General features: G+C 69.0%; 26 protein-coding genes. 18 read left to right on the top strand and 8 right to left on the bottom strand.

What is annotated here, in order from left to right; translation table 11 throughout:
* The first annotated feature begins 5 nt into the window (after window positions 1–5).
* Genes LOK44_RS04790 through LOK44_RS04750 form a run of 9 tightly spaced genes read left to right on the top strand, consistent with a single transcriptional unit; the run spans window position 6 to window position 7,589 of the window.
* A complete protein-coding gene (locus LOK44_RS04790; protein ID WP_237568868.1) occupies window positions 6–1,253 on the top strand; it encodes a glutamate-5-semialdehyde dehydrogenase in 1,248 nt (415 codons plus the stop codon).
* Window positions 1,254–1,266: 13 nt separating this feature from the next.
* A complete protein-coding gene (locus LOK44_RS04785; RefSeq protein ID WP_237568867.1) occupies window positions 1,267–2,154 on the top strand; it encodes an AAA family ATPase in 888 nt (295 codons plus the stop codon).
* 11 nt (window positions 2,155–2,165) lie between these two features.
* On the top strand, window positions 2,166–3,608 hold the full coding sequence (locus LOK44_RS04780; protein WP_237568866.1) for a vWA domain-containing protein: 1,443 nt from the start codon (window positions 2,166–2,168) through the stop codon (window positions 3,606–3,608).
* A gap of 53 nt (window positions 3,609–3,661) precedes the next feature.
* Window positions 3,662–4,297, top strand: coding sequence for a nicotinate-nucleotide adenylyltransferase (gene nadD / locus LOK44_RS04775; RefSeq protein WP_308192708.1), 636 nt, complete (start codon window positions 3,662–3,664; stop codon window positions 4,295–4,297).
* Complete coding sequence (gene rsfS / locus LOK44_RS04770; RefSeq protein WP_237568865.1) at window positions 4,294–4,686, top strand: ribosome silencing factor; 393 nt, start codon at window positions 4,294–4,296, stop codon at window positions 4,684–4,686. The genes nadD and rsfS overlap by 4 nt, the downstream gene beginning before the upstream one ends.
* Complete coding sequence (gpgP, locus tag LOK44_RS04765; protein WP_237568864.1) at window positions 4,683–5,351, top strand: glucosyl-3-phosphoglycerate phosphatase; 669 nt, start codon at window positions 4,683–4,685, stop codon at window positions 5,349–5,351. The genes rsfS and gpgP overlap by 4 nt, the downstream gene beginning before the upstream one ends.
* On the top strand, window positions 5,341–6,123 hold the full coding sequence (gene octT / locus LOK44_RS04760) for a diglucosylglycerate octanoyltransferase (RefSeq protein ID WP_237568863.1): 783 nt from the start codon (window positions 5,341–5,343) through the stop codon (window positions 6,121–6,123). Before gpgP ends, octT begins: the two co-directional genes overlap by 11 nt.
* Window positions 6,124–6,125: 2 nt before the next feature.
* Window positions 6,126–6,962 (top strand): DegV family protein, encoded by an 837-nt coding sequence (locus LOK44_RS04755; RefSeq protein ID WP_237568862.1) that lies wholly within the window; start codon window positions 6,126–6,128, stop codon window positions 6,960–6,962.
* An 18-nt stretch (window positions 6,963–6,980) separates the two neighbouring features.
* Window positions 6,981–7,589, top strand: a complete 609-nt coding sequence (locus tag LOK44_RS04750) for a maleylpyruvate isomerase family mycothiol-dependent enzyme (RefSeq protein WP_237568978.1) — start codon at window positions 6,981–6,983, stop codon at window positions 7,587–7,589.
* On the opposite strand, the gene LOK44_RS04745 is transcribed toward LOK44_RS04750, so the two are convergent.
* Complete coding sequence (locus LOK44_RS04745; RefSeq protein ID WP_237568861.1) at window positions 7,586–8,635, bottom strand: NAD(P)H-dependent amine dehydrogenase family protein; 1,050 nt, start codon at window positions 8,633–8,635, stop codon at window positions 7,586–7,588. The two genes, LOK44_RS04750 and LOK44_RS04745, sit on opposite strands and share 4 nt — an antisense overlap.
* 149 nt (window positions 8,636–8,784) lie before the next feature.
* Here LOK44_RS04745 and LOK44_RS04740 point away from each other — a divergent pair, with 149 nt between their 5' ends.
* From LOK44_RS04740 to holA, 4 genes are all read left to right on the top strand, one after another.
* Window positions 8,785–9,186, top strand: a complete 402-nt coding sequence (locus LOK44_RS04740; RefSeq protein WP_237568860.1) for a RidA family protein — start codon at window positions 8,785–8,787, stop codon at window positions 9,184–9,186.
* A 111-nt stretch (window positions 9,187–9,297) separates the two neighbouring features.
* The gene (locus LOK44_RS04735; protein WP_237568859.1) at window positions 9,298–10,101 is read left to right on the top strand and encodes a ComEA family DNA-binding protein; all 804 of its coding nucleotides are present in this window, start codon (window positions 9,298–9,300) and stop codon (window positions 10,099–10,101) included.
* A gap of 11 nt (window positions 10,102–10,112) precedes the next feature.
* Window positions 10,113–11,645 carry a ComEC/Rec2 family competence protein gene (locus LOK44_RS04730; protein WP_237568858.1) on the top strand — a complete coding sequence of 511 codons (1,533 nt, stop codon included), beginning with the start codon at window positions 10,113–10,115 and terminating at the stop codon, window positions 11,643–11,645.
* A gap of 12 nt (window positions 11,646–11,657) precedes the next feature.
* Window positions 11,658–12,611, top strand: a complete 954-nt coding sequence (gene holA, locus LOK44_RS04725; RefSeq protein ID WP_237568857.1) for a DNA polymerase III subunit delta — start codon at window positions 11,658–11,660, stop codon at window positions 12,609–12,611.
* A 23-nt stretch (window positions 12,612–12,634) separates the two neighbouring features.
* Here the strand turns inward: holA and rpsT are convergent, their stop codons facing one another.
* Window positions 12,635–12,895 carry a 30S ribosomal protein S20 gene (rpsT, locus tag LOK44_RS04720; protein WP_237568856.1) on the bottom strand — a complete coding sequence of 87 codons (261 nt, stop codon included), beginning with the start codon at window positions 12,893–12,895 and terminating at the stop codon, window positions 12,635–12,637.
* Window positions 12,896–13,034: 139 nt separating this feature from the next.
* On the opposite strand from rpsT, the gene LOK44_RS04715 reads away from it, so the two are divergent.
* Genes LOK44_RS04715 through LOK44_RS04705 form a run of 3 tightly spaced genes read left to right on the top strand, consistent with a single transcriptional unit; the run spans window position 13,035 to window position 16,539 of the window.
* Complete coding sequence (locus tag LOK44_RS04715) at window positions 13,035–14,720, top strand: circularly permuted type 2 ATP-grasp protein (RefSeq protein WP_237568855.1); 1,686 nt, start codon at window positions 13,035–13,037, stop codon at window positions 14,718–14,720.
* A complete protein-coding gene (locus LOK44_RS04710; RefSeq protein WP_237568854.1) occupies window positions 14,720–15,697 on the top strand; it encodes an alpha-E domain-containing protein in 978 nt (325 codons plus the stop codon). Before LOK44_RS04715 ends, LOK44_RS04710 begins: the two co-directional genes overlap by 1 nt.
* A 2-nt stretch (window positions 15,698–15,699) precedes the next feature.
* Window positions 15,700–16,539, top strand: a complete 840-nt coding sequence (locus LOK44_RS04705) for a transglutaminase family protein (protein WP_237568853.1) — start codon at window positions 15,700–15,702, stop codon at window positions 16,537–16,539.
* Here LOK44_RS04705 and LOK44_RS04700 read toward each other — a convergent pair.
* A complete protein-coding gene (locus LOK44_RS04700) occupies window positions 16,523–17,401 on the bottom strand; it encodes a ribonuclease Z (RefSeq protein ID WP_237568852.1) in 879 nt (292 codons plus the stop codon). The two genes, LOK44_RS04705 and LOK44_RS04700, sit on opposite strands and share 17 nt — an antisense overlap.
* 149 nt (window positions 17,402–17,550) lie before the next feature.
* Between LOK44_RS04700 and LOK44_RS04695 the strand changes: the two genes are divergently transcribed.
* A complete protein-coding gene (locus LOK44_RS04695) occupies window positions 17,551–17,979 on the top strand; it encodes a CBS domain-containing protein (protein ID WP_237568851.1) in 429 nt (142 codons plus the stop codon).
* Here the strand turns inward: LOK44_RS04695 and LOK44_RS04690 are convergent.
* From LOK44_RS04690 to LOK44_RS04675, 4 genes are read right to left on the bottom strand one after another with little or no spacing between them, the layout of a single operon-like run.
* Entirely contained in the window at window positions 17,966–19,339 is a 1,374-nt protein-coding gene (locus tag LOK44_RS04690; RefSeq protein WP_237568977.1) for an NtaA/DmoA family FMN-dependent monooxygenase, read from the bottom strand. The two genes, LOK44_RS04695 and LOK44_RS04690, sit on opposite strands and share 14 nt — an antisense overlap.
* A gap of 32 nt (window positions 19,340–19,371) precedes the next feature.
* Window positions 19,372–20,301 carry a MetQ/NlpA family ABC transporter substrate-binding protein gene (locus LOK44_RS04685; RefSeq protein WP_237568850.1) on the bottom strand — a complete coding sequence of 310 codons (930 nt, stop codon included), beginning with the start codon at window positions 20,299–20,301 and terminating at the stop codon, window positions 19,372–19,374.
* 34 nt (window positions 20,302–20,335) lie between these two features.
* Complete coding sequence (locus tag LOK44_RS04680) at window positions 20,336–21,022, bottom strand: methionine ABC transporter permease (RefSeq protein ID WP_237568849.1); 687 nt, start codon at window positions 21,020–21,022, stop codon at window positions 20,336–20,338.
* Window positions 21,019–22,020, bottom strand: coding sequence for a methionine ABC transporter ATP-binding protein (locus LOK44_RS04675; RefSeq protein ID WP_237568848.1), 1,002 nt, complete (start codon window positions 22,018–22,020; stop codon window positions 21,019–21,021). The genes LOK44_RS04680 and LOK44_RS04675 overlap by 4 nt, the downstream gene beginning before the upstream one ends.
* 166 nt (window positions 22,021–22,186) lie before the next feature.
* On the opposite strand from LOK44_RS04675, the gene LOK44_RS04670 reads away from it, so the two are divergent.
* Window positions 22,187–22,792: a GNAT family N-acetyltransferase gene (locus LOK44_RS04670; RefSeq protein WP_237568847.1), complete on the top strand. Its 606-nt coding sequence runs from the start codon at window positions 22,187–22,189 to the stop codon at window positions 22,790–22,792.
* 72 nt (window positions 22,793–22,864) lie between these two features.
* Here the strand turns inward: LOK44_RS04670 and LOK44_RS04665 are convergent, their stop codons facing one another.
* Window positions 22,865–23,470 (bottom strand): type II toxin-antitoxin system PemK/MazF family toxin, encoded by a 606-nt coding sequence (locus tag LOK44_RS04665; RefSeq protein WP_237568846.1) that lies wholly within the window; start codon window positions 23,468–23,470, stop codon window positions 22,865–22,867.
* Window positions 23,471–23,473 lie beyond the last annotated feature (3 nt).

Genomic DNA, 23,473 nt, shown 5'->3' with positions numbered 1-23,473 from the left:
GCTTGATGAGCGTGCATGCCCCCGCCGACACTGACCTGCGCCAGCAGGTCCACGACGCGGCGCGCCGCGCCAGAGTCGCCGCGCGCACCCTCGGCACCCTGACGTCGGAGATCAAGGATCGGGCGCTGCACGCCGCGGCGGACTCGGTGCTGGCTTCGGTGGGCGAGGTGCTCGCCGCCAACGAGGTCGATCTGGACGTCGCGCGCGCCGCAGGCACTCCGGCGGCGATCCTGGACCGGCTGGCACTGAACTCGCAGCGCGTCGACGGCATCGCGGCCGGTCTGCGCCAGGTGGCCGGACTGCCCGATCCCGTCGGGGAGGTCCTGCGCGGTCGCACGCTGCCCAACGGGCTGCGGATCCGCCAGCAGCGCGTGCCCCTCGGCGTCGTCGGCATGGTCTACGAGGGCAGGCCGAACGTCACCGTCGACGCGTTTGGGCTCACGCTGAAGTCCGGCAATGCTGCTCTGCTGCGCGGCAGTTCGTCGGCTCGGCACTCGAACGAGGCGCTCGTCACCGCGCTGCGCGCCGCGCTGGTGGCCGAGGGTCTGCCCGCCGACGCCGTCGCGCTGCTGCCCAGCGAGGACCGCGCCACCGTCACCCACCTCATTCAGGCCCGCGGCCTGGTCGACGTCGTCATCCCCCGCGGAGGCGCGGGACTGATCGACGCCGTCGTCCGCGACGCGCTGGTCCCGACCATCGAGACCGGTGTCGGGAACTGCCACGTGTACGTCCACGCGGCGGCCGACCTCGACGTCGCCGAGCGCATCCTGTTGAACTCCAAGACCCGCAGGCCCAGCGTGTGCAATGCCGCCGAGACGCTGCTCGTCGACGCCGCGATCGCCGACCGCGCGGTGCCAAGGCTGCTCGACGCACTCCGGAACGCGGGCGTCACCGTGCACGACGACCCCAGCGAGGACGACCTGCGGGCCGAGTTCCTGTCGATGGACATCGCGGTCGCCGTCGTGGACGGCATCGACGCGGCCATCACCCACGTCAACGAATACGGGACCGGGCACACCGAGGCCATCGTGACGACCGATCTCGCTGCGGCAGAACGGTTCACCGGGGAGGTCGACGCCGCGGCCGTGATGGTCAACGCGGCGACCTCGTTCACCGATGGCGAGCAGTTCGGCTTCGGCGCGGAGATCGGCATCTCCACTCAGAAGCTGCACGCCCGCGGGCCCATGGGCCTGCCAGAACTGACCTCGACCAAGTGGGTGGTGTGGGGAGACGGCCACATCCGCCCCGCCTGAAGAACGGAGCTACATGAGCACCTCTGCCCAACCGGTCCCGATGTTCACCGACATCGACGACGTGGCGACCCGCCTCGCCGAGACCGGGTACCTGCCCGACACGGCGACGGCGACGGCCGTCTTCCTCGCCGACCGGCTCGGCAAGCCGCTGCTCGTCGAGGGCCCGGCGGGTGTCGGCAAGACCGAACTCGCCCGCGCGGTGGCGGCCTGCACGGGCTCGGAACTCGTTCGCCTGCAGTGCTACGAGGGCGTCGACGAGGCCCGCGCACTGTACGAGTGGAACCACGCCAAGCAGATCCTGCGCATCCAGGCGGGCAACGCCGGCGGCCAGGGTGATTGGGACCAGACCAAGATGGACGTGTTCAGCGAGGAATTCCTGCTGACCCGTCCGCTGCTCACGGCGATCAAGCGCACCGATCCGACCGTGCTGCTGATCGACGAGACCGACAAGGCGGACATCGAGATCGAGGGCCTGCTTCTCGAGGTGTTGTCGGACTTCGCGGTCACGGTGCCCGAGCTGGGCACCATCAAGGCCGAGCGGCCGCCGTTCGTGCTTCTCACGTCCAACGCCACCCGTGAACTCTCCGAGGCGCTCAAGCGGCGCTGCCTGTTCCTGCACATCGACTTCCCCGACCCGGACCTCGAACGCCGCATCCTGCTGTCCCGGGTGCCCGAGCTGCCGGAGCGCCTCGCCGAGGAACTGGTGCGCATCATCGGCGTACTGCGCGGCATGCAGCTCAAGAAGGTGCCGTCGGTCGCCGAGACCATCGACTGGGGTCGCACCGTGCTCGCCCTTGGCATGGACACCATCGACGATGCGATGATCGCCGCCACGCTCGGCGTCATCCTCAAACACCAGTCCGACCAACAGCGTGCATCCGGCGAACTCCGGCTGAACTGAGGAGTGCCCCGATGGCCGCCCGTCGCACCCGACCACCACAACCGCTTGCCCCGCATGGCATTCCGGGTCACCTCGTCGAGTTCGTCGAGGCGCTGCGCGGGGTCGGCATTGCGGTCGGGCCGTCGGAGACCGTCGACGCCGGTCGCGTGATGGCGACGCTCGGCCTCGTTGACCGCGAGGTGCTGCGGGAGGGGCTGGCGTGCGCGGTGATGCGGCGGGCGGAGCACCGCGAGACCTACGACGCGATGTTCGACCTCTGGTTCCCCGCGGCGTTGGGCGCCAGGACGGTGGTCGACGACGAGGACTCCGACGACGAGTCGGACGGCCCGCCGCCGCAGGACATCGAGGGCCTGCGCGACGCGCTGGTGCAGATGCTCACCGACAACCCCGATCTGGCCAACGTCGACGACCGCCTCGCCGCGATGATCGCGCAGATCGTGGAGTCGTTCGGCCGCTACAACTCCAGTCGCGGCCCGTCCTACTCGTCGTACCAGGCGCTCAAGGCGATGGCGCTCGACGAACTCGAGGGCAGGCTGCTCGCCGGCTTGCTGGCGGGATACGGCGACGACCCGACGCCCACACAGCAGGAGATCGCCAAAGCCCTTGCCGCCAAGCGCGTTTCGCAGCTGCGGCGCATGGTGGAGGGTGAGACCAAGCGTCGCACGGCGGAACAACTGGGCCGCGAACACGTCCAGATGTACGGCATCCCGCAGCTCAGCGAGAACGTGGAGTTCCTCCGAGCGTCCGGCGAGCAGCTGCGCCAGATGCGGCGAGTGGTCGCACCGCTGGCACGCACGCTCGCCAGCCGGCTGGCCGCGCGTCGGCGTCGTGCCCGCGCCGGCGAGATCGACATGCGCAAGACGCTGCGCAAGTCGATGTCGACCGGTGGCGTGCCCATCGACGTCGTGCTGAAGAAGCCGCGCCCCGCCCGCCCCGAACTGGTCGTCCTGTGCGACGTGTCCGGTTCGGTCGCCGGGTTCAGCCACTTCACGCTCATGCTCGTCAGCGCGCTGCGCCAGCAGTTCTCCCGCGTGCGGGTCTTCGCGTTCATCGACACGACCGACGAGGTCACCGAACTGTTCGGCCCGGAGGCCGACCTGGCAGTGGCCGTACAGCGGATCACCCGCGAGGCCGGCGTCTACACCCGCGACGGCCACTCCGACTACGGCCACGCGTTCGTATCGTTCCTCGACAAGTACCCGAACGTGCTCTCGCCGCGCAGCTCGCTGCTCGTGCTCGGCGACGGCCGCAACAACTACCGCAACCCGGAGGTCGACCTGCTGACCCACATGGTGACTGCCAGCAGGCACGCCCACTGGCTCAACCCCGAGCCCAAGCACCTGTGGGGCAGCGGGGACTCGGCGGTGCCGCGCTACGAGGGCGTCATCACGATGCACGAGTGCCGGTCGGCCAAGCAGCTCGCCGGCGTGATCGACCAGCTGCTGCCCGTCTAGGCCGTTCGCCCGAACCCGCGGCGCCCGCCGCGCCTCCCGTAAGCTGCTTATTCGTGACTCGACGCAGGCTGGGAGTGATGGGCGGGACCTTCGACCCGATCCACCACGGTCACCTCGTCGCGGCCAGCGAGGTCGCCGATCTGTTCGACCTCGACGAGGTGGTGTTCGTGCCGACCGGGCAGCCGTGGCAGAAGCGCGACCGCTCGGTCACCGCCGCGGAGGACCGCTACCTCATGACGGTGATCGCAACGGCAGCCAATCCCCGTTTCTCGGTCAGCCGGGTCGACATCGACCGCGGCGGCCCGACCTACACCAAGGACACGCTGCGCGACCTGGCCGCGGCCCACCCGGACACCGACCTGTACTTCATCACCGGCGCCGACGCGCTCGGCTCGATCCTGAGTTGGCAGAACTGGGAGGACCTGTTCTCCCTGGCCCGCTTCGTCGGCGTCAGCCGCCCCGGCTACACCCTGGACGGCGAGCACATCGAGGCGGCGATGAAGGAGCTGCCGCGCGAGGCGCTGAACCTCGTCGAGGTACCTGCGCTGGCCATCTCGTCGAGCGAGTGCCGCGACCGCGCGATGACCGGCAGGCCCATCTGGTACCTGGTGCCCGACGGCGTCGTTCAGTACGTCTCCAAACGCGGCCTGTACCGAACCCCCACCCTTGTTGGAAGGACCCCATCGTGAGTGCGTCTGTCGAGGCCGTCGAAATGGCCACCGTTGCCGCCCAGGCGGCGTCGTCCAAATTGGCCGACGACGTCGTCGTCATCGACGTGTCGGGACAGCTCGTCATCACCGACGTCTTCGTCATCGGCTCGGCCTCCAACGATCGGCAGGTCAACGCCATCGTCGACGAGGTCGAGGAGAAGATGCGCGCCGCCGGATTCAAGCCGGCCCGCCGCGAGGGCACGCGCGAAGGTCGGTGGGTGCTGCTGGACTACGTCGACATCGTGGTGCACATCCAGCATCAGGACGAGCGGAACTTCTACGCCCTGGACCGGTTGTGGCGTGACTGCCCGCTGGTTCCCGTGGACCTCGACGGCCACGGCGACTCCCTGCCCGAGGACCGGGAGTGAGAGTCCGCAGGCTGGTCATGCTGCGCCACGGCCAGACCGAGTACAACGCGGGCAGCCGCATGCAGGGCCAGCTCGACACCGATCTCTCCGAGCTGGGCCGCGCCCAGGCCGTCGCCGCGGCCGAGCTGCTCGCCAAACGCGAACCCCTACTGATCGTCTCGTCTGACCTGCGGCGGGCTCTCGACACCGCGGTCGCACTCGGTGAACAAGCGGGATTGCCGGTCAGCACCGACGTCCGGCTGCGCGAGACCCACCTGGGTGACTGGCAGGGCATGACCCACCTCGAGGTCGACGCCATCGCTCCCGGCGCCCGGCTGGCGTGGCGAGACGACGCGCGGTGGGCCCCGCACGGCGGCGAGAGCCGCGTCGACGTGGCAGCGCGGAGCATGCCGTTGATCGCCGAACTCACTGCCGGACAGGCGGAGTGGGGCGTCGACCAACCCGACCGACCGGTCGTCCTGGTGGCACACGGCGGCCTGATCGCGGCGCTCACCGGGGCGATACTCGGCCTGCCCGTCGACAACTGGCCCGTGCTGGGTGGGATGGGCAACGCGAGCTGGGTACAGCTGTCCGGCCACTCCTCCGACGACGCCCCGCTCGAGGACGTCCGTTGGCGCCTCGACGTGTGGAACGCCTCGGCGCAGGTCGCCAGCGATGTCCTCTGAGCCGGCCGATGGAGCCCGGAACGATTCCCCGGGTCGCTCCGCTCCTGCCCGCCGGGCAACCCTGCTCGTGTTCTGCGACTCGCTGTCCTACTACGGCCCGACCGGCGGGCTGCCCTCCGACGATCCGCGCATCTGGCCGAACATCGTTGCTGATCAACTCGATTGGGACGTCGAGCTGATCGGTCGCATCGGCTGGACCTGCCGCGACGTGTGGTGGGCAGCGATTCAGGACCCACGGTCGTGGGCGGCGCTGCCGCGGGCCGGTGCCGTGATCTTCGCGACCTGCGGCATGGACTCGCTGCCGTCCCCGCTTCCTACGGCGCTGCGGGAGATGATCCGCTACGTCCGACCACCGCTGCTGCGGCGGTGGGTGCGAGACGGTTACGGGTGGGCGCAGCCGAGGTTCTCCCCGGTCGCACGACCGGCCCTGCCGCCGAAGCTGTCCGTCGAGTACCTCGAACAGACCCGCGCGGCGATCGACTTCAACCGCCCCGGAATACCGTTCGTCGCGTGCATTCCGTCGGTGCACGTCGCCGAGACCTACGGCAACTCGCACAGGTGGCGTGACGGCACGGTCGCGGCGATCACCGGGTGGGCCGCCGAGCACGACGTGCCGGTGGTAGACCTCAAGGCCGCCGTGGGCGACGAGGTGATGAGCGGTCGCGGGAATCCCGACGGCATCCACTGGAACTTCGAGGCCCACCGCAACGTCGCCGACCTCATGATGAAGGCACTCGCGGACGCCGGTGTGCCCGTCGCGGGCGCGAACTGACCATGGCCGTCGTGGTGGTGACCGATTCGTCGGCTCGCATGGGTCCAGACGTTCTGGAGCGCTGGGGTATTCGTCGGGTGCCGCTGCACGTCCTGCTCGACGGCGACGACATGCGCGACGACGTCGACCCGGTTCCGAACGACATCCACGACCGCAGCCACGTGACGACGTCGGGCGCATCTCCGGCGGACCTCGCCGAGACCTATCGGGAGGCGCTGGCCGCCAGTGGGGGCGACGGCGTCGTCGCCGTGCACCTCTCGGCTGCGCTGTCGAGCACCTTTAGCACCGCGCGCACCGTCGCCCGCGAGTTCGGATCGGCCGTGCGCGTGGTGAACTCGCGTTCGGCTGCGGCGTGCGTCGGGTTCGTGGCGGTGGCGGCGGCCCGGGCGGCCGGAACCGGTGCGAACCTGGACGCCGTCGAGGAAGCCGCCCGTTCAGCGGTTCCCCGGGGTCACGCGTTCATCGTGGTGCACCGTCTCGACAACCTCCGCCGCAGCGGCCGCATCGGCACCGCCACGTCCTGGCTAGGGACCGCACTGTCGCTCAAACCGCTGCTTCATCTCGACGTCGACGGCAGATTGGTTCTTCTGCAACGGATTCGCACGACCTCGAAGGCCCACGCCGCGCTGGTCGACGCGGTCGCCGACGTGGTGGGGGAGCGCAGCGCGTCGATCGTCGTGCACCACGTCGACAACCACGATGACGCGGACGTCATCGGCGCGGCACTGACCGACCGGTTGCCGCAGGTGGAGTCGCTCACCGTCACCGACATGGGACCGGTCCTTGCCGTGCACGTCGGCGGCGGCGCCGTCGGCGTGTGCGTGACGGTGGACGGGTAGGCGACGTCCGTGGACGCGCTGAGCCTGGCCCGCGACGAGCGGCTGGAGTTCGCCGACTTCCTCGGCGGCCTGACCGCCGAGCAGTGGCTTGCGCCGACCCTGTGCCCGGATTGGCGGGTGCGCGACGTGGTCGCGCACACGATGAGCTACGAGGGGCTGTCCACCGCGGCCCTGGTGACGCGGTTCCTGCGCGGGCTCCTGGTCGTCGATCGCATCAACGCACTGGCCGTTGCGCACCTGTCCGACCGCTCGACCGACGACCTGGTCGCCATGGTGCGCCGATACGCCACGCCATCCGGCCTGGGTGCGGGCTTTGGTGGGCGGATCGCATTGACGGACAACATGATTCACCAGCAGGACATTCGGCGTCCACTCGGGATGCCGCGCGGCATCGCCGCCGATCGCCTGAGCGTCGCACTGGACTTCGCGCGCACCGCGCCGCTGATCCGTGGCGCGTGGCGCGCCAGGGGCGTGCGACTCGTCGCCACCGACCTGGACTGGGCCGCGGGCAAGGGCCCCGAGGTTCATGGCCCTGGCGAGGCGCTGCTGATGACGATGGCGGGACGGGCCGACGGTCTAGGCGACCTGGACGGCGCCGGGCTGTCGACGCTGTCGACGCGCTTCTAGCCGACGAAACGACCGGTGACCGGCGGCAGGTCCTTGAGCGTGACGATGCCGGGTGCCGCGGCCACCACGGCCGGGACCGCGTTGGTCACCGGCAGCGCGGTGTAGATCATGCCGAGGCCCATGAAGCCGGGCTCGGTCCAGCCCTTGGGCGGCAGGCAGTGCAGGACGGTACGCATATTGGGCGTGCCGTAGACCTGAATGACGTGGCCGTGCTCGAGCGGCTTGGGCGGAGTGACGTGGCCACCCATGATCCAGTTGAATCCGACGCTGACGACGTTCTTCTCGCCCACCCATCCGCGGTGGTAGCCGTACACGCCTCCGACGGTGCCCGCCGGGATCTGCATGAAGCCCAGGTCGCTGTCACCGGTGGCGGCGGTGAACTCCACGTCGAAGGTGATGCGGTCGAGCGTGGCGCCGATCGCATCGGCCATCATGGCCGCGGACTCGGCGAACACCTCGCTCTCGCGGCGCACGTTCTCGGCAAGGCCGGGCGTCTCGGGATCCTGCCCGAACCCCATCGCCGACTGGGTGCCTGCCGATTCGTAGGTCGAGCAGTCCACCGACTCGGTGATGCGGATGTGCTCCACGGCCTCGCACGCCCCCGAGAGCACCATGCCGACCATGTTCGTCATGCCGGGATGCGCCCCGCTGCCGAATATCGTGGAACGCCCAGTCTCGCAGGCCTTTCGGATGCGTTCGAGATCCTCGGGTGACTGCTTGCCGCCGGTGATCCAGGCCGCGCTCGAGCACACGTTCACCCCGGCCTCGAGGAGCCGGACCAGCTCGTCGACGCTGGGCCACAGCGGGTTGTAGCAGCAGGCGTCGGCTCCGAGGGCGAGGAGTGCGTCGACGTCGTTGGTGGCCGTCACGCCCGTCGGCTCCGGCCACCCGGCCAGTTCAGCGGCGTCGACGCCCACCTTGTCGGCGCCGTGCGCGAACACGCCGACCAGTTCCATGTCGGAGCGCCCGATGATTGCGTGCAGGGAGCGTCTGCCGATGTTGCCGGTGGTCCACTGGATCACCTTCAGCGGTCGGTCGGTGGACATTCGCGACTCCTCGGGTGATCGGGCGACGGCGGCTCAGTAGACACCTCGGTGAATATGTATACGCCAGCGACGTTCCCGCGACCGTGGGACCGCCACCCTGGCATGATCTGTGCGATGCAGCACTTCCTGCCGCGACGGGGTTCGGCGGCGTGACCGCTATCCGCTCGTTCGCCTTCACGCCCGATCAGGGTGTCCCGCCCGGTGTCGCGCCGTTCGCCCACGCCACGGCCGCCGGCCAGACCCTCTACGTCACCGGGCAGATGCCCACCGATTCCACGGGCGCCGTGGTCGGATCGGACGTCGCGACACAGACCGACCAGGTGATGCGCAATCTGTTCCGCGTGACCGAATTGTGCGGCGGCTCGGCGTCCGACGTGGTCTCGGTCCGCGCCTACCTGCTCGACTGGTCGGACTATGCCGCGTTCAACGACGCGTACGCGCCGTGGTTCCCGGACAGGCTGCCCTCCCGCACGTGCGTTGGCGTCACGGGTCTCGCGGTCGGCGCGCTCGTCGAGATCGACTGGACGTGCTGGCGGTCCGACGGCTGGTAGCCGACCTCGGAGAACCACGGTTCGTCCCCAGTGCCGAGTTCATCCACGAGCGGCCCGTTCTCCGGGTTCTGACGACCGGGATGCGTCGCGCGGCCCGCCTACGGTCACGCCATGCGTACCGAACAGCCCACCGACAGGGCGCAGCGCCGCCTGTCCGGCACCGACGGGTCCATCGACGACTCCGAGGACGACGCGCCAGACACGTCGCTCGCGCGGTGGCTGCCCGACACCCCGCCGACCGGGCGAGCGCAGTGGCTGACCGCGCTGCGGGCCGATCCGGGGCGGACCGGTGTCATCGGTCTGTCCGTGGTCGGCGTCGTCGCCGTGGTGGTCACGGTGCTGACGCTGGCAGGCAACGACCCGCCGCCGGTCGTGTCGGCGAATCTTCCACCCGTGCAGATGGTTTCGACGGCACCCGCCTCACCGTCGTCGCCGTCCGCGGAGCAACCCGTCGTGGTCAGCGTGGTCGGGCTGGTGCACCGGCCCGGGCTGGTGACGCTCACCGCAGGTGCCCGGGTCGACGACGCGCTGGCCGCGGCGGGCGGCGTTCTCGACGGCGCGGACCTCCTCGGTCTGAACGTCGCGCGCCGGGTGGCCGATGGCGAGCAGATCGTCGTCGGCATCGCGGGCCTGCCCGGTGCGCCACCGGCGATGGGTAGCTCGATCGCGTCCGCGCCGGGCGACGCCGACCCGGCGGCCGCGGGCGGTCCCGAGGCCGCGCCCGGTCCGGTGAACCTCAACACCGCAACCGTCGAGCAGCTCGACGAACTCCCCGGCGTCGGGCCGGTGACGGCGTCAGCGATCATCGCCTGGCGCGACGCGAACGGGCCCTTCACGGGCATCGAGCAACTCGGAGAGGTCGACGGCATCGGCCCGGCGCGGCTGGAGAAGCTGCGTGACCTGGTCCATGTGTGACCTCGTCGATCGTGACTGGCCCCGGGGTGGTGGCGGCCGGGGTCGACCTCCGGCTGGTACCGGCGGCCCTGACCGCCTGGGCGGCCACGGCGACGGGAATCTTGTGGCACGTTGCGGCTGCGGCCGCCGTCGTGGTGATCGCGACGACGGCGGCGGCGTCGGCGTCGATCCGCCTGCGCGACAGCGCCGACGAGCGGGCCCGCCCCTGGTGGCCCGCCGTGGCGGCGGTCGGAGTGATCGGCGCGGCATTCGCCTGTTCGGTCGCGCTGCGCGTGGACGACGTCGAGCACCACCCGATCGCGGACCGGATCGGCGACACGGTCTCGGTGACCGCGGTACCGGTCGAGACGCCCCGGGTGGTCGCGGGTTCGCGGTTGATGTTCCGGGCGGTGCTGCGTGCCGTCGACGGCCATGCCCAAGCCGGCCGCGTCCTGGTGTTCGCCTCGGTGGTCGGCTACGGCGACGTGACCGCGGGCCGCCCGGCCGACTTCCGTGCCCGCGTCGGCAAGCCGGCCCGTCGCGACCTCACCGTGGCCGTGCTGTCGGCCACCGGCGAGGCGCACCTGGGCGAGGCCGGTGCGGTACACCGCATCGCCGCGGCGGTGCGACGTGACTTCGCCGAGACGGCTCGCGCGGTCCTGCCGCCCGAGCAGGCGGCCATGTTGCCGGCGTTGGCGCTCGGCGACACCTCGGCCGTCGCGCAGACGACCGTCGCCGACTTCCGCACCGCCGGTCTCGCCCACCTGACCGCGGTGTCGGGTGCCAACGTCACCATCGTCTGCGGCACGGTGCTGCTGTCGGCCATGGTGGTGGGGCCGCGCATCGCCGTCGCCTTGGCTTCGATCGCCCTGGTGGCCTTCGTCGTGGTGGTGCAGCCCACGGCCAGCGTGCTGCGCGCGGCGATCATGGGCGCCGTCACGCTGCTGGCCGTGGTCTCGCACCGCAGGCGGCAGGCGATTCCGGCGCTGGCAGCGACCATCCTGGTGGTGCTGATCGGCTGGCCGGAGATGGCCGTCGACGTCGGCTTCGCGCTGTCGGTGTCGGCCACTGCCGCGCTGGTCCTCGTCGCTCCGGCCTGGTCGGCCGCACTCGTGGCGCGGCGGTGGCCGAAGCCGCTCGCCGACGCGGTGTGCGTAGCCGTTGCGGCACAACTGATCACCGCGCCCCTGGTAGCCGGGATCTCGGGTGCCTTCAGCATCGTCGCCGTGTTCGCCAACCTCGCGGTCACGGTCGTCATCGCCCCGATCACCGTCCTCGGAACGGCAGCAGCGGCGATCTGCAGCGCCTGGCCCGACGCGGCGGGGCTGCTGATCCGGTTCACCGGGCCGCAGCTGTGGTGGCTGCTGCGGGTCGCGGAAAGGGCCGCATCGGTTCCCGGCGCGGCACTTCCGGTGCCGTCGGGTCTGGCGGGCGTGGTGTTCGTGGCGGCGACGGTGGTCGCGTCGATCGTGCTGTGGCGATGGCGATGGGGCCGGGTGATCCTGCTGTGGTGCGCCGTCGGCGCGACGGCGTGGGCGGCGGCGGGCGACGTCGGCAGGGCGTGACACCATCGTGGCGTGACGCAACTGCACCTCGTTCTCGGTGACGAAGAACTGCTCGTCGAACGGGCGGTGTCGGACGTGCTCCGCATCGCGCGCAAGGACGCGGGCACCCACGACGTCCCGGTGAACCGCATGCGGGCTGGCGAGATCAGCCCGAACGAGCTGGCGGAGTTGCTCAGTCCGTCGCTGTTCGCCGACGAACGCGTCCTGGTGCTCGAGTCGGCCGCCGACGCGGGCAAGGAGGCGGTGACACTCATCGGCGGGGCGGCAGCCGATCTCCCGCCGGGCACCGTGCTGGTCGTGGTGCACACCGGTGGCGGCCGCGCCAAAGCGCTTGCCGATCAGCTGAAGAAGCTCGGCGCCGAGGTGCATCCCTGCGCGAAGCTCGCGAAGCCCTCCGAGCGCGCCGACTTCGTCAAGCGGGAATTCCGTACGCACCGGGTCAAGGTCGGTGACGACGTGGTGACCGCACTGCTCGACGCCGTCGGATCCGACCTGCGCGAACTCGCGGCCACGTGCTCACAACTCGTCGCCGACACCGGTGGCGAGGTGGACGTCGCCGCGGTCCGCCGCTACCACAACGGCAAGGCCGAGGTGAAGGGCTACGTGATCGCCGACATGGCGGTCACCGGCGACGTCGAGGGAGCGGCCGAGGCCCTGCGGTGGGCGGTGATGGGCGGTGAAGCGCACGTGGTGCTCGCCGACGCGCTGGCCGAGGCGGTTCACTCGATCGCCCGCATCGCGCCGCTGTCGGGGAACCAGCACCAGGTGGCCGGTGAAGTGGGCATGCCGCCGTGGCGGGTGCAAAAGGTGCAGCGGCAGGCGCGTCGGTGGGACCGGGACTCGGTGGCCGAGGCGATGCGGCTGGTCGCAACCCTCAATGCAGACGTCAAGGGCGCAGCGGCAGATGCCGACTACGCCCTCGAGGCTGCGGTTCGCAAGGTCGCCGAACTGGCCGGCGGGAACTGAGCGCCCGCGACGGAGCTACTCGATCAGATCTTGTTGAACGCAATCGCCAGCGCCGACTTCTTGTTGGCGGCCTGGTTCTTGTGGATGACACCCTTGCTGGCGGCCTTGTCGAGCTTGCGCGTTGCGAACGCCAGCAGCTCGCCGGCCTTGTCCTTCTCACCTGCGTCGACGGCCTCGCGGAACCCGCGGACAGCCGTGCGAAGTTCAGACTTCACCGACTGATTGCGCAGCCGAGCACGCTCGTTGGTGCGGATGCGCTTTTCCTGCGACTTGATATTGGCCACGCGTCAGTCCTTCGAATTACGTATCGGGATGGTCAAGTATGGGCGCCCTGCGGGGCAGCGACGGTTCAGATTACCAGCGCGCGGGGTAAATGCCCAAAGTGAAGGCCGTGGTCAGCCGAGACGGGGCAGTTGGGGCAGCATGTCACCTGTGAGTCTCCGAACATTGCCAGCAGACACCGGTCGGTCGACACGCTCGAACTCGCGCGCGTCCAAACGCTACGACGGCGTCTTCGACGGATACAACAGCGTCGGTAACTACTCACAGGCGTTCGACGAGATGTTCGACGCACAGGGCAACGTGCGGGGGCCCTACAAGGGGATCTTCGCCGAACTCGCGCCGTCGGACGCATCGGAGCTCGCTGCCCGCGCCGAAGCCCTCGGCCGTGCATTCATCGACCAGGGCATCACCTTCTCGCTGTCCGGTCAGGAGCGCCCGTTCCCTCTCGACCTAGTGCCCCGGGTGATCTCGGCGGCCGAGTGGTCGAAGCTCGAGCGCGGCATCAAGCAGCGCGTCAAGGCGCTCGAGATGTACCTGAGCGACATCTACGGCGATCAGGAGATCCTCCGCGACGGGGTCATTCCCCGCAGGCTGATCACCTCCTGCGAGCACTTCCACCGGGAGGCCGCGGGCATCGTCCCGCCCAACGGCGTGCGCATCCACGTAGCGGGCATCGACCTGGTCCGCGACGCGCAGGGCACCTTCCGGGTGCTCGAAGACAACCTGCGGTCGCCGTCAGGCGTGTCGTACGTGATGGAGAACCGGCGCACGATGGCCAGGGTCTTCCCGAACCTGTTCGCCACGCACCGGGTCCGCTCGGTCGGCGACTACGCGTCACATCTGCTGCGTGCGCTGCGCAACGCCGCGGCGTCCAACGAGGCCGATCCGACCGTGGTGGTGCTCACGCCCGGCGTCTACAACTCCGCGTACTTCGAGCATTCGCTGCTCGCCAGGCAGATGGGTGTCGAGCTCGTCGAGGGCCGCGACCTGTTCTGCCGGGACAACACCGTCTACATGCGCACCACCGAGGGAGAGCGTCAGGTCGACGTGATCTACCGGCGCATCGATGACGAATTCCTCGACCCGATGCACTTCAAGCCGGACTCCGTGCTCGGCGTCGCAGGCATCCTGAACGCGGCGCGAGCAGGCAACGTCGTGATCTCCAGTGCCGTGGGCAACGGGGTGGGCGACGACAAGCTGGTCTACACCTACGTGCCGACGATCATCGAGTACTACCTCGGCGAGAAGCCGTTGCTCGCCAACGTCGACACGTTCCGCTGCTGGCTCGACGAGGAGCGCGAGGAGGTCCTCGACCGGGTCGCCGAGTTGGTGATCAAGCCCGTCGAGGGGTCGGGTGGCTACGGAATCGTGTTCGGGCCGGACGCCTCCGAGAAGGAGCTGGCAACGATCTGCAAGAAGATCCGTAGCGAGCCGCGCGGCTGGATCGCTCAGCCGGTGGTGCAGCTGTCCACCGTGCCGACGCAGATCGACGACCAGCTGGCCCCGCGGCACGTCGACCTGCGGCCGTTCGCGGTCAACGACGGCGATGACGTGTGGGTGCTGCCCGGCGGGCTGACCCGCGTGGCGCTGCCCGAGGGGTCGCTGGTAGTGAACTCCAGCCAGGGCGGCGGTTCGAAGGACACCTGGGTGCTCGCGTCGCGGACCTCGGCCGCCGACCGCGAGCTGGCGGCCGCCGAAGTCGTGCGCGCGCTACCCAGGGCAGGCAAGGGCGACAAGAACGGCGACGGCTCACCGCCGCAGCAGCAGTCGATGACGATGGGCACCCAGGATCAACAGCAGCAGCAACAGCAGCAGGTGATGCACTGATGTTGGCGCGCAACGCAGAATCGCTCTACTGGATCGGCCGCTACGTCGAGCGAGCCGACGACACCGCCCGCATCCTCGACGTCACCGTGCATCAGCTGCTGGAGGATTCCAGCGTCGACCCCGACCAGGCCTCGCGGACGCTGCTCAAGGTGCTGGGCATCGAGCCCCCAGACACCGAACTCGACCTCTGGTCGCTGACCGACCTGGTGGCATTCAGTCGCGACACCCACGGTGGCTGCTCGATCGTCGACTCGATCTCGGCGGCACGTGAGAATGCCCGCGGCGCACGCGAAGTCACGTCCACCGAAATCTGGGAGTGCCTCAACACCACCTACAACGCCCTGCCCGAGCGGGAGCGTGCGGCCAAGCGTCTCGGACCGCACGAGTTCCTCTCCTACATCGAGGGACGCGCGGCGCAGTTCGCCGGGCTCGCCGACTCGACGTTGTCCCGCGACGACGGCTATCGATTCATGGTGCTCGGCCGCGCGATCGAACGCGTCGACATGATCGTGCGGCTGCTGCTGTCGCGTGTCGGCGACAGCGCGTCGTCACCGGCCTGGGTGACGGTGCTGCGTTCGGCAGGCGCACACGACACCTATCTGCGCACCTACCGCGGCGTGCTCGACGCCGGTCGCGTCGTCGAGTTCATGATGCTCGACCGCCTGTTCCCGCGCTCGGTCATGTACTCGCTGCGGCTGGCCGAACACAGCCTCGACGAGTTGCACCACCGCAGGCTCAACCGCGTCGGTGCGACCGCCGAGGCCCAGCGGCTGCTCGGCCGCGCCCGTAGCGAACTGGAGTTCCTGCGCCCCGGGGTCCTGCTCGAGTCACTGGAGACCCGGTTGGGCGACCTGCAGCAGACGTGCGCCGACATCGGAGAAGCGTTGGCGCTGGAGTACTTTCACTCCGCCCCGTGGGTGGCGTGGAGCGATGCAGGCCGTGACGGCGCACTGGTCATCGAAGAGGGCGAGGTCTAGACATGTGGCGTCTTCGAGTCGTCCATTCCACCGGGTATGCCTACAAGTCGCCGGTGACGGCGTCGTTCAACGAGGCCCGGCTGACCCCGCGGTCGGACTCCCGGCAGAACGTCATCCTGAACCGCGTCGAGACGGTTCCGGCCACGCGGTCCTACCGGTACGTCGACTACTGGGGCACTGCGGTGACGACGTTCGACCTGCACGCTCCGCACACCGAACTCGAGGTGACCTCGTCGTCGGTCGTCGAGACCGAGGAGGGCGTCATGCCCGAGGACGACGTGACGTGGGAGGACCTGCAGACCGAGGCGGTGATCGACCGGTTCGACGAGATCCTCACCGGCACCGAGTACACGCCCGACAGCAAGCGCCTGGCGCGGGTGGGGCAGAAGATCGCCAAGGAGCACGCACCGCGGGAGGCTGTGGTCGCCGCGGCGAACTGGGTGCACGGCGAACTTGCCTACGTCCCAGGGACCACCGGTGTGCACTCCTCGGGCCTCGACGCGCTACGGGAGGGCAAGGGCGTGTGCCAGGACTACACGCACCTGACCCTGATCCTGTTGCGCAGCATGGGGATACCCGCGCGCTACGTATCGGGCTATCTGCATCCCAACCGCGAAGCCGCGGTGGGGGAGACCATCGAGGGCGAGAGCCACGCGTGGATCCAGGCGTGGACCGGTGGGTGGTGGAACTACGACCCCACCAACGACAAGCACATCAACGAGCAGTACGTCAGCGTCGGCGTCGGCCGTGACTACGCCGACGTCAGTCCGCTCAAGGGCATCTACTCCGGTGAGGGGTCCACCGACCTCGACGTCATCGTGGAGATCACCCGGCTGGCGTGACGTCGGCGGGGTGCGGCCCGCAGACGCCGGGGTGCACTTCGACGCGGTGCAGGTCGTCGCCGAGTTCGATCTGTCTGCTGAACGTGGTCGCCGCAAGTGCGCGCCAGTCCTCTTCCTGTCCGGGAGCGATCCCGGGCACGTAGTGCGTCAGTATCAGGACGCCCACACCGGCGCGGGCTGCCGTCGCCCCAGCCTCTTCCACCGACGAGTGGTAGTCGCAGATATCGCGTATGCGCTGCTGTGGCAGTGCGCCGATGAGGTCCTTGCGGATCACGGTGTGGACGAGTGCGCCTGCGCCGGAGGCCAATTCATCGAGGCTCGGACATGGCACGGTGTCGCCGGCGAGTACCACCGACGCGCCGCCGTGCTCGATGCGGAACCCGATCGTCGGGGCGACGGGCCTATGGTCGGTCGGAGCGGCCCGCACCACCACGTCGTCGCGCTCCCACACCACACCGCCAGTGTGTTCGCGGACGTCGAGGCGCGGTGGTCCGGTGATGTCGGCGTGGTGGGCGATGCGGTAGCCGATGTCGTGCCCGAAGGCTGCCAGCGTCGCGTCGACGACCTCGGCGGTGCCCGGCGGCCCGATGATGGGGAACGGTGGGGCATCCGGGTCGAACGTGGTGATCCACCGCGTGATGATGAGGTCGCCGAGGTCGGCGATGTGGTCACTGTGCAGGTGCGTGAGCAGTAGCGCGGTCAGCGCGCCGGCGCTACTTCCCGCCGCCGCGAGTCGCTGCTGGACACCCCGACCGCAGTCGGTCAGGAACGTCTGTCCGCCCGCGCGGACCAGTGTGGCCGGGCCCGCCCGCCTGGCGTCCGGGATGGGACTACCGGTCCCGAGCAGCGTGACCTCGATCATGAAGCTCGAAACTACTCCCGGGAAGAAGGCGCCGAGGGCAATATTCGGGTGCCGGCTACCGCCGGTTCCGGTGCGATTCGAGCTGGGGGTTTCCTGCCGGACCCGAAAGACCTAACCTGATGTGATCCACGTCACCTTGGGAGGTTCGAATGCGAATCGCAGACGTGCTGAGGAACAAGGGCGCCGGGGTCTTGACCGTGTCGCCGGAGATGACCGTCGCCGAGTTGCTGACCGGTCTCGCCACGCGCAACGTCGGTGCCATGGTGGTGGTCGGACCTGATGGTCCGATCGGCATCGTGTCCGAACGCGACGTGGTGCGCAACCTGCACGCACACGGCGCGGAGCTGCTCGAGCATGCCGTCGCCGACATCATGTCGACCGACGTCATCACCTGCACGCCTACCGATTCGGTGGACGGTGTCAGCGGGCTGATGACCAACAATCGGGTGCGCCACGTTCCCGTGATGGACGGCGGCCACCTGACCGGCATCGTCAGCATCGGCGACGTGGTCAAGACGCGGATGGAGGAACTCGAGGCCCAGCAGGAGCAGCTCGAGGCGTACATCACCCAGGGGTGAGGACCCGGGACTCCACGCCATTGAGCAGGTCGTTGTCGGTGAACGCGCCGCGGTAGGCGGCGGCGGGGTGGGTGTCGGGGAGCCGGTCGCCGCGACCGAGCAGTTTGTGGCGAAGTGTGCCCGACTTGTCGGTCGAGATGAGACCGCGTTCGCGCAGCGTCGGGAAGAGGCGGTCGGCGGTCTCGGCGAACGAGCCCGGCACCGTGGCGTGGTAGACGTTGATGCCGTCGACACCGGCTTCGCGCCATTCCTCGAGTTGGTCGGCGATTTCCTTGGCGGTCCCGACCACGCGGTTGGCGCCCTCGAGCACCCAGGCCATGTCGCGGATCGTCGGCTCGTCGTTGCCCGACGATTCCGACGCCCAGCGGATGAAGCTCTTGATGCCGGTGAACTCGCCGAGTTCGCTGATCGGGGTATCGAGCGACAGGCTGCCGCCGTCGACCCCGGCGTCGCCGAGCGCGTGCAGTGCTATGCCCTCGAGGTCGAGATACCGCTTGAGCTCGTCGTTGCGGCGGACCGCCTCGGCGTGCGTGTCACCGATGACGAACGACAACCCCTGAGCGAACGTGATGTCCTCGGAGTTGCGGCCGTTGGCGACCGCCAGGGCCCTGGTCTCCGTGGTCAGTCCGTATGCGGCGGCGGGGTTGGGGCTGCTGATGTAGACGCCCTCGGCGTTGCGCGCCGAGAACAGCTGCCCTGCCGGTGAGGACCCGGCCTGGAACAGCACCGGGGTCCGTTGCGGGGAGGGTGACGAGAAGTGCGGGCCCTCGACGCTGTAGCGCTTGCCGACGTGGTTGATCTTGTGGATCTTCGCCGGGTCGGAGTGGATGCCTGCGGCCTTGTCCTGCACGAGTGCGTCGTCGTCCCAGGAACCCTCCCAGAGCTTGTAGACGACGTCGACGTATTCGTTGGCCCATTCGTAGCGTTCGTCGTGGGCCAGCGTGCCCTCGTGTCCGAAGCTGCGGAACATGTTCTGGTTGAAGCTGGTCACGATGTTCCAGCCGAGCCGGCCGTCGGTGTAGTGATCCAGTGAGGACATCCGCCGGGCGAAGTCGAACGGGTGGTCTTGCACGATCGAGCTGGTGAACACGATGCCCAGATGATCGGTCGCGGCGGCCAGCGCAGACGCGAGCACGGACGGGTCGTTGACGGGGATCTGGATGCCGCCTTCGACCGCCTTGCGCCAGTTGCCGTTCCACGTCTGACGTAGACCGAACACGTCGGCGAAGAACAGCAGGTCGTAGCCGGCCGCGTCGACTTGCGCCGCCAGTGACGTCCAGTGCCGCAGCGAGTTGAAGTCGTGGTTCCGGGCCTCCGGCGCGCGCCAAAGACCGTGCAGGACATGCGATGCGGTGTTCATGACGAACGCCGAGTAGTAGAGCGGGCGCTTGGTCACGGCGCGTTCCCCTGCGTGGCATCTGGCCCGGCGTCGATGGGGCCGAGCGTGTCGCGAATGAGGGCGTTGTCCGTGGTCTGCAGGTACTCGGCGATCCTCGGGTCCTGGAACGTGGCGATCAGCTTCTGCACGTTCGGGTCGTCGAGGTGCTTGTTGCTGACGACGAGGCCGCCTTCGCTGCCCTTGGGAGCGGGTTCGCGGGCGAGGATCTGGTCCTCGGTCAACCCGGCCGCGTAGACGTCGGAGATGTGCACGACGATCGCGTCGACGTCGGCGAGGCTGCGCGCCAGTTGACCGATGGGAACCTGAACGAACTGATAGTCCTTGGGATTGGAGGCGATGTCACTGAGCTGGGGGAGGCCCTCCAACGTGTCCTTGCCCGGCTTCAGCGTGATCTGCTTGTCGTGCGCCAGGTCGAGCAGGGCGATCGCCTGTCCCGCCGGGTCGTCGCGCAGGGCGATCTTGGCGCCGCGGGGCACCTCGTTCCAGCTGTCGTACTCGTTGGAGTACGTCGCCTGATCCCACGTGAAGGTCGGGGCCGCCAGCGTCAGCTCGAACCCGTTGGCGGCGATGGCGTCGTTGAGGAACGGCTGATGCTCGAAGAAGTTGCCTGCGACGTTGCCCGCGTCGACTGCGCGATTGATCTCGATCAGGTTGTCGATCTTCACGGGGTTGATGGTGATGCCGTGATCGGGGGCGACGTTGGTGGCGATGTAGGACAGCAGGTTCTCGGCGGCGATGTCGGTACTCCACGTGGCGACGTCGAGCGTGGTGCCGAATGGCTTGTCCTGATTGGCGAGAGTGGCGTAGGAGACGCCGCCCGCGATGGCCACCACCACGGCGACGGCAGCGGCGATCCACGGCCACCGCTTCTTCTTCTTGAGTTCGATGTCTAGGCCGTGAGGCTGACTCGTCGGGTCGGTCATGGGTGTTCCTTCAGGTGGGATGGTGTGGACGGGGTCAGCGGGTCAGTGCGGTGACGACGCGGTCGCCGACGAACTGCACGATCTGGATGGTGACGATGAGGACGAGCACCGTGGCGATCATGATGTTGTGGTCGAATCGGTTGTAGCCGTAGGTGATCGCGAGGTTTCCGATCCCGCCGGCGCCGATCGATCCCGCGATGGCCGAGTACTCGATCATGGCGATGACGTTCACCGTCAGCGCGCCGGCCAGGGCAGGCAGCGCCTCGGACAGCTGCACGGTCCTGATCACCTGAAGGGTGGTGCCGCCGGAGACCTGCCCCATGTCGGTCACGTCCGAGCGCACCTCCCGCAGGGCGTTCTGCACGAGCCGGGCGAAGAACGGCACGCCCGCGACCGTCATCGGCACGATCGCCGCGGGGATGCCGATCGTGGTGCCGACGAGGAACCGCGTCACCGGGATGATCGCCGCCATCAGGATCAGGAACGGCAGCGAGCGCCCGACGTTGACGATCGTGTTGAGCACGGCGAAGACCCTCGAATCGGGGTACAGGCCGAGTTCGGACGTGTTGTGCAACGTGACGCCCAGCGGCGTGCCGAGAAGCACCACCAGGGTCATCGAGATGGCGACCATCGCCCACGTTTCTCCGTAGGCGGGCAACAGCAGCGCAGGCACGTTGGTCCACGGGGTGCTGAAGTCCTCCGCGAGAATCACGGGGGTCACGCCGCCACGTCCGTCGTCGCGCGTCCGGAGGTGCTAACGAACAGGCCGCGCTGCGCGAGGTGCTCCGCGAAACCCGAAGGCGCGGCGGGCGAGATCGACAGGACGGCGCGGCCGACGGCGACACCGCGGATCGCCTCCACGCTCGCGGACAGGACGTCGACGTGGGCGTCCGCGATGCCGGGGACGGTGTGGATCGACGTCAACCAGTCCAGCGGAACGTCACGCGAGGCGTAGGACACCTCCCAGATCTCGCCGGGCACGTCGGTCGGGACACGGGGGCGGTCCGGAAGCAGCTCGCGCGCGAGCGACGACGTGGGGTCGAGGATGACGTCGGTGACCGAACCGCTCTCGATGATGCGGCCGTCCTCGATGCGGGCGACGGAGTCGGCGATCTCGCGGACCACTTCCATCTCGTGGGTGATGAGGATGATCGACAGGCCGTACTCGTCGCGCAGATGCCCGAGCAGCCCCAGGATCGACGTCGTGGTCGCGGGGTCCAGCCCCGACGTCGCTTCGTCGGAGAGCAGGATCGACGGTCCCAGTGCCAGTGCGCGGGCGATGCCGACCCGCTGTTTCTGACCGCCCGATAGTCGTGCCGGATAGTCCGCGCTGCGGTCGGCGAGGCCGACGCGATCGAGGAGTTCGGACACCCGACGGGTGGCGGAATGCTCTGTCGCACCGAGGTATTGGAGGGGCAGCGCGACGTTCTCCGCGACCGTGCGGCGACGGAGCAACGGCGCCGTCTGGAAGATGACGCCGATGCTGCGGCGTGCTGCGACGAGTTCGTCGCGCTCGAGTCGGGTGAAGTCCTTGCCGTCCACGCGCACGGTGCCGCTCGTCGGTCGCTCGAGGAAGCTGACGCAGCGCGACAGCGTGCTCTTGCCTGCACCGCTCGGGCCGACGACCGCGAGGATCTCGCCCGCGCGTACCGACAGTGAGACGTCGTCGAGGACCGTTCGCTCACCGAACCGCTTGGTCAGGTTCTCTATCTCGATCATGAAGGCTTTCTGGTTCGGCGGTCACTCAGACGCTGAACCTACGCACGCGCCGGCGGGGCCGACAGGGTACGGATCGCGATGATCGGAAGGAAGGCTATGCCGCCATCCCACAACCTGTTTCGGTCAGTAGCCGTCGCCCCTGCGCGGGTCGTGGGATGGTGTGTACGTGACCGAACCGAAGGTGAGGCCGGCATCACGGGCCGACGTTCCCGCGCTGTCGACGACGTTGGGCAAGGCCTTCTACGACGACCCGGTGATGCAGTGGATGCTGCCGAACGCCAACGCCCGCAAGCGGAAGTTGCACCGGCTGTTCGCTGCGTTGACCAAGCATCATCACCTGTCCCGTGGCGGTGTGGAGGTCGCGTCGGACGGTTCCGGCATCGGCGGTGCTGCGATGTGGGATCCGCCGGGGCAGTGGCGGCAGACGCGCGTCGAACAGCTGCGTGCGATGCCGAGCCTGCTGCTCGCGTTCGGTCCGTCCATGTCGCGAGGCATGGCGGCGGAGGAGTTGATGATGAAGGCTCATCCGGAGGAGCCGCACTGGTATCTCGCGGTCATCGGTAGCGATCCCGCCGTGCGCGGCAAGGGCTACGGCAATGCGCTGATGCGCTCGCGCCTGGACCGCTGCGATGCGGAGTACGCCCCGGCCTACCTCGAGTCGAGCAATCCCGACAACGTGCCGTACTACCAGCGATTCGGATTCGAGGTGACCGGCGAGATCACGCTGCCCGACGGCCCGACCTTGATCCCGATGTGGCGTCGGCCGCGCTGAGCGTGCGTGAACTCGGGTCTGGCCGCGGCGTGTCGCCCGCAGACACGCACGCTCGCCGGGGGAGGTGAGCCCTCAGGACCAGGAGTACTCGGCGCGTAGGCGGGTGGCGACCAGGTCGAAGCGCTCGCGGTCGAGCACGGCACCCTCGCGGCGGATGCCTTCCTCGGGCACGTCGAGCACCCGGTCCAGGCGGACCCAGCTGGCGCGTCCCTCGGGGTCCCAGCTGCCCGTGCCGATCGCCATCCACTCCCGGTCGATGGCGTGCCGGTCCTGGCTGGACAGCATCAGACCGAGCAGCGTCGTCCGATCGCGACCTACGACCAGCACCGGCCGGTCCTTGCCGCGCGTCGGGTCCTCCTCGTAGGCGACCCACGTCCACACGATCTCGCCGGGATCGGCCTGGCCGTCGAGGTTGGGGGCGTAGACCACCCTGCGGGCCCGGTGCGCGGTCGGGACGCTGTTCTTGGTCACCGGGCGGCCGGTGGTCAGCGCCGGCTGTGTCCGGGCTGCCTGATTGGCCGCGAGAACGCTGATACCCGCGTCGACGCCCATCTTGATGCCCTGCTGAATGCTGCGCGGCAGGCTGTCGGACTTCTGCAACTGACGGACGAGCTTCGGCGCCTCGCTGAACACCAATTGCTCCGCGATGCGCTGAAACGTCTTTCCGAGCGACGCCATGAA

Origin of the sequence: Mycolicibacterium lacusdiani (assembly GCF_021916785.1) — a bacterium.
Classification (GTDB): domain Bacteria; phylum Actinomycetota; class Actinomycetes; order Mycobacteriales; family Mycobacteriaceae; genus Mycobacterium; species Mycobacterium lacusdiani.
Note: the sequence above shows the minus strand (reverse complement) of the source record. Positions and strands in the feature narration are given on the sequence as shown.